The organism is Allobosea sp. P4_C6, from assembly GCF_056402015.1.
Genome location: NZ_JBFUIF010000260.1, coordinates 1 through 1,174, shown reverse-complemented (window position 1 = coordinate 1,174; position 1,174 = coordinate 1). Strand labels below are relative to the sequence as shown.

Genomic DNA, 1,174 nt, shown 5'->3' with positions numbered 1-1,174 from the left:
GCTTCGAACGTCGAGGTCTACTTCTGCGATCCCAGGTCACCCTGGCAACGTGGCTCGAACGAGAACACCAACCGGCTCCTGCGCCAGTATCTTCCCCACGGAACCGACCTGTCCCTGCAAAGCCAGGCCCAGCTCAGCGCCATCGCCCGTCAGCTCAACGAACGGCCCAGAAAGACCTTGCTCTATCAAACCCCAGCCGAGAGGTTCGCCGAGTGTGTTGCGGCGATCAGTTGAGCCCGCCGTGGGAAGCTGACATTCCGATAAGGCCTGCAATTTGAGCAGCACGCGTTTCCCTGCACATCGGAGGGATCATGAATTCACAGTCGTTGGATCAGTCCACGATAGACAGGATCAACACAGAACACCTCATAACGACGGCACTTGCACCGGCAGATCTGATCTTCGTCTTCGGGACCAAGGAGGGTATCCCCGAGCGCATTGAGCACGCGAGCAAGCTATGGCATGCAGGCTTCGGTAAGTGGATGATCGTCAGCGGCGGCGTGACAATGGCATGCGCCGAGACCGAGTGTTCCATCATCAAGGCGGGGCTTGTTGCGCGTGGCGTGCCTGGCGATCGCATACTGGAGGAGCACGAAGCCACCAACACGGGGGAGAACGTCACCCTCTCAATGCCGATCATCGAAGCTGGGATCGGCCTTGATCGGATCACCTCGATTATCTGCGTTGGGAACCTCTGGACTGGGCGTCGCTACGCGATGACCATCCATCTTCACTGGCCCGCCCCAGTGAAGATGTTGTCACTCGTGAACCACTTCGGGACCCCAGCAGAGCGCTGGTATGAGAATGCCGCGCTCCGCGTGAGAGTTGTGCGCGAGTATGAGAAGATCGCCCCCTATAAGAAGCTAGGTTTCATCGCTGATTGGCCCTAATCTCGCGAGCTGAGAACGTCCGCGATGGGGGGTGGTCTCAATCGGTAATCGCAACACGCTACTTTTCCTTTGGAGATGGAGCGTGGGTGATGAAGCAGCGGCGGCGGATCTACTATTCGGCGGCCCAGCGGGCTGAGATCTGGGATCGCTGGAAGGCCGGCGAGTCGATGAGTTCGATTGGGCGGCGGTTCGATCGGGAGTCCTCTTCGGTGTTCTCGGTGCTTTCGCCGACGGGCGGCATTCGGCCTCCAGACCGGCGGCGGGCGCCGCGGGCGCTCGCGCTC

General features: G+C 60.2%; 2 protein-coding genes and 1 pseudogene. All 3 read left to right on the top strand.

Annotated features, from left to right (window positions below; all coding sequences use genetic code 11):
* Positions 1-234, top strand: a 234-nt coding sequence (locus AC1DVA_RS28495) for an IS30 family transposase (RefSeq protein ID WP_476806525.1), incomplete at its 5' end; no start/stop codon positions are given.
* 77 nt (positions 235-311) lie between these two features.
* Complete coding sequence (locus AC1DVA_RS28490) at positions 312-890, top strand: YdcF family protein (RefSeq protein WP_476808143.1); 579 nt, start codon at positions 312-314, stop codon at positions 888-890.
* A gap of 89 nt (positions 891-979) precedes the next feature.
* A pseudogene (locus tag AC1DVA_RS28485) lies at positions 980-1,174 on the top strand (IS30 family transposase); the annotation flags it as partial.

Bases quoted from the DNA above. Each gene is read 5' to 3' on its own strand.
- AC1DVA_RS28490 (WP_476808143.1), top strand. From the start codon at position 312: ATGAATTCACAGTCGTTGGATCAGTCCACGATAGACAGGATCAACACA.